Here is a 4,064-nt window from a genome sequence, read left to right on the forward strand (position 1 = left end):
CCCATCGGGTGACCCTTGGCCGTCGCCACCGCTGCCCTCCTCGTCGTGGCTGGTACTCCCGTTATCGTGGGCATCGTTCTCATCACCGTCGTCCCCGCCGTCATCGGTTTCGATGGCCGTCTCACCGCCGACATCGTCGGCTTCCGATACCGCCTTTGGGAGCAACACCTCGAGCGTCCCGGCGCGGGTAAGCGTCGCCTCGGCCTGGTCGGCGTCGACCGACGCTTCCTCAGGAAGTGATACTTCGCCGTCGAGGGCGAGTCCACGCCCGGGAAAGCGCATCTCGTAGCCGTCGTAGAACTCCCGGAAGCGGTCGATCCGAACCGAGAGCGTACCGTCCTCGAAGTGGACCGAGACGTCGTCGGCGACCGCGCCGGGCGCGTCGAAGACGGCGAGGTACGCCTCGTCGCTCTCGAGGAGATCGGCCGGGAGCGACGTCCGCTCTTGAAGCCGGCTCGCGGCCCGGCCGATCCCGTCGAGGACGGCCCGCCCCAGTGACGCCCCCACGTCCCGGATCATGCCTCGATTGCCTCCAAGCCGCCACTCTCGCCGCAGTACGGGCAGCTGAAGGCCGCAACGCCAGTTCCGTCCGGCATCGAGTACCGGTAGTGCAACTCCATCATGTCGAGATCGCAGTCGTCGCGGGTGCAGACGACCTCTAGGGTTTTCGGCATGTTACCCTCTACGAGCGAGACAGTAATCAATTCCCCGGCAGTGGCGAGCCGGTGAACTGTTCTTCACGTGAAACAGATTGATATAAGTTCACAAAAAACAGTCAGCATTAGAGGAAGAGCGGCGCGCGACCCCTCGTTGCTTTGTGCTAGGGGGCCTTTCGGTCGACATGAAAATCCGCGGCGTCGATTTCAGTGGCGGCCAGCGGCCGGGCGACGATATCTGGATCGCGACGGGGCGGCTTGAGGCGGGCCGCCTACGGATCGAGCGCTGCCGGTCCGCGGCCGAGCGGTTCGATGAGACCGCTCGGGGGCCGATTCTCCGGGCGTTGCGCGGGGTGCTCGGTCGATCCGAGGGCACGACCGGCCTCGACGTCTCCTTCGGGTTGCCCGCCGAGTTGCTCCCCGAGCGCACCGAAGGGTGGCACGGGGCGACGCGCTGGTTCGCGGAGGCCTTCGCCGACGCCGACGCGCCGGGGATGCGCGATCAGCTCAAGTCGACGGCCCGGTCGCTGCCGGGCGAGGGGGTCGAACTGAAGCGGCGGACCGACCGGACTGTCGGCGCGAGTTCGCCGTACAGTTTCATTACGTACTACCAGACGCTGTACGGGATCCGCGACGTGCTCGCGCCGCTGGTCGAAGCCGGGTCGGTGTCCGTTCCGCCGATGGATTCCGCCGGCGCGCGGAACGTGATCGAGGTCTACCCGGCGGGCACCCTCAGACGGCTCGGGACGGTCGATACGACGTACAAGGACGGGGCCGACGGGGCGGCGGCCAAACGGCGCGAAATTCTTGCCCGGCTATCGGCGGCCGACACCGGGGAAGTCGCCGTCGAACTCCCCGCATCGGTCCGCGAAATCGCCGCAGAAGAGCCGGGCGGCGACGCCCTCGACAGCATCGTCGCGGCCGTCGCGACGGCACGGGCGGCCAGAGGCGACTTTGGGACGGATCGACCGCACGAGGGGCGGGAGGGGTATATATACGTCTGAGTCGGCACCGGCCTCGCTCCGGAGCCGTCCTGTCGCGCCCGACCGTGCGCCCGCGAGTCCGACAGTCTGCAGACGAAATATATATCAAACAACCGCCGAAACCACCAGATATGGTCGAGATACTCGAACTGGTCGGCGGAATCGGATTCGGACTGGCTATCGGCGCGTTCTTCGGCTTCGTGCTGTCCCGCGGCGACCTCGTCATGGCGGGTATCGGCGCCGTCGCCTTCACCGTGATTACACTCATCTACACGTTCACGCTCGGACAGACCGGCGGGCTTGACGCGGTCGAGCCGAGGTCGCACTGACGGCGTTCGGTTCGCCTCCCTGCTCGTTTTCACTCATCCGCATCCGCGCTCCGAATAGGGCATGGTGTGTCGATCAGGATTTTTAAATATATATCGGTGAATGAGTCTACGTGCCCGATTGGATTGATATGATCTATTTATATACTCGACCTAGCGAGTACGGTCGATTGTACATATCGCGTCCTGCGCAGCGTTTTCGTTATTCATTTAGCAGCCGCCGCCGGCGTAAATAAATTCTGTCGGGTAGCCGCGACAGCGGTCTCGCCTTCCGGCATGACCTTACCCTACTCATAACCGCGACCTCATCGACCACCTCAGCCACGACCCCGACCGCCCAGCGCCGGCGTCTATCCGCATCCGTTTTACCCGTCGGCACCGTTGCGTAGCGTATGAAAGACCCGGCGGATATCGACGTCACGATCGTCGACGGATACGTCGACGAGCCGGCGCACTTCGGCGTGCCGCCGTACATCTCGACGTACCCACGCTTCGCCGCCGGAGCCGCCGTCGACGCCGGCGTCCCCCCCGACGCGATCACGTATCACACGATCGACGAACTGCGCGAAGATCGCTCGCAGTGGCGCGACGTGGTTGACGCCGATCTCTTCGTCTACGTCGGCGGGATGACCGTCCCCGGCAAGTACGTCGGGGGAACGCCCGCCGAACCCGACGAGGTAAAAGAACTCGCCTGGGCCGCCGAGGGGACGAGCGTGATGGGCGGGCCGGTCCGTTTCGGCGTCGGCGAGGCCAACGAGGGTGCCTCTGAGACCGAACGGACGGACCTCGATTACGACTTCCTCGCGATGGCCGACATCGAGGCCGCCGTCTACGACCTCGCTCACGGTGGTCTCGAGGGGTTCGAGGACCGCTACCGCGACAATGCCGAGTTGGACCGCTGGGCCGCAAAGGGGGCGTTTGTCATCGAACAGCACCCCGACCATCCCGACTACCTCATCTGCGAGATGGAGACCTCCCGCGGGTGTCCCTACCGGTGCTCGTTCTGCACGGAGCCGATGTACGGCGACCCGAGTTTCCGGACACCCGACTCGGTCGTCGGCGAGGTCGACAGCCTCGCCGACCACGGCGCGCGGCACTTCCGGCTCGGGCGGCAGGCCGATATCCTCGCTTACGGCGGCGACGGCGAGGCACCGAATCCGGAGGCGCTCGAAGCCCTCTATGGCGGCATCCGCGAAGCGGTTCCGGACCTCGGGACGCTGCACCTCGACAACATGAACCCCGTGACGATCACGGACTACCCCGAACGGTCCCGGCGGGGTATCCGGATCATTGCCGAGCACAACACTCCCGGCGATACGGCCGCGTTCGGGCTTGAATCGGCCGACCCGCTCGTCCAAGAGGAAAACAACCTGCTGGTGACCGCCGAAGAGTGTCTTGAGGCGGTTCGGATCGTCAACGAGGAGGGCGGGTGGCGCCCTGGCGAGACACCCGACGGCGAACGCGCGTACGGCCCTTCGGTCGACCCGAACGCCGACCGCTTGCCGAAGCTGTTGCCAGGGATCAACCTTGTCCACGGCCTCGCCGGCGAGCGCCGCGAGACGTTCGAGCACAACAAGCAGTTCCTCCGGGACATCTACGAGGCGGGGCTGATGGTCCGGCGGATCAATATCCGACAGGTGATGGCGTTCGAGGGGACCGAAATGGCAGAGACGGGTGCGGAGATCGCCAACGATCACAGGCAACTGTTCAAGACGTACAAACGCGAGGTCCGCGAAGAGATCGACAACCCGATGCTCCAGCGCGTCGCCCCGCCGGGGACTGTTCTGCCGAACGTCCACCTCGAATATCATCAAGACGGCAAGACGTTTGGTCGTCAACTCGGTACCTACGCCCTCCTAGTCGGGCTCCCAGGCGAGCGTGAACTGGGCCGGACGATCGATGTCGCGGTCACGGACCACGGTTTCCGGTCGGTCTCGGGTGTCCCCTACCCGCTTGACGTCAATTCTGCGTCGATGGACGAACTGCGAATGCTCCCGGGGGTCGGCAAACAGCGCGCCGGCAACATCGTCGTCGGCCGCCCCTACGAGCACGCGAGCGAGGCGGCAGACAATCTCGACCTCTCACGGTTCTGCACCGCC

At 65.3% G+C, this 4,064-nt stretch carries 5 protein-coding genes; 3 read left to right on the forward strand and 2 right to left on the reverse strand.

What is annotated here, in order from left to right; translation table 11 throughout:
• Both ACI944_RS12545 and ACI944_RS12550 read right to left on the reverse strand, forming a co-directional pair.
• A partial coding sequence (locus ACI944_RS12545) for an Hsp20/alpha crystallin family protein (RefSeq protein WP_411719378.1) occupies positions 1–519 on the reverse strand: 519 nt, incomplete at its 3' end.
• Positions 516–674 (reverse strand): hypothetical protein, encoded by a 159-nt coding sequence (locus tag ACI944_RS12550; protein ID WP_411719379.1) that lies wholly within the window; start codon positions 672–674, stop codon positions 516–518. The genes ACI944_RS12545 and ACI944_RS12550, both read right to left, overlap by 4 nt.
• Before the next feature lie 167 nt (positions 675–841).
• Here ACI944_RS12550 and ACI944_RS12555 point away from each other — a divergent pair, with 167 nt between their 5' ends.
• From ACI944_RS12555 to ACI944_RS12565, 3 genes are all read left to right on the forward strand, one after another.
• Positions 842–1,660 carry a DUF429 domain-containing protein gene (locus tag ACI944_RS12555; protein ID WP_411719380.1) on the forward strand — a complete coding sequence of 273 codons (819 nt, stop codon included), beginning with the start codon at positions 842–844 and terminating at the stop codon, positions 1,658–1,660.
• Positions 1,661–1,770: 110 nt separating this feature from the next.
• Entirely contained in the window at positions 1,771–1,968 is a 198-nt protein-coding gene (locus ACI944_RS12560) for a hypothetical protein (RefSeq protein WP_411719381.1), read from the forward strand.
• A 389-nt stretch (positions 1,969–2,357) separates the two neighbouring features.
• Positions 2,358–4,064: radical SAM protein (locus ACI944_RS12565; protein WP_411719382.1), on the forward strand; the 1,707-nt coding region annotated here is incomplete at its 3' end.

It is taken from the genome of Natronomonas sp. (genome assembly GCF_046710025.1).
Classification (GTDB): domain Archaea; phylum Halobacteriota; class Halobacteria; order Halobacteriales; family Haloarculaceae; genus Natronomonas.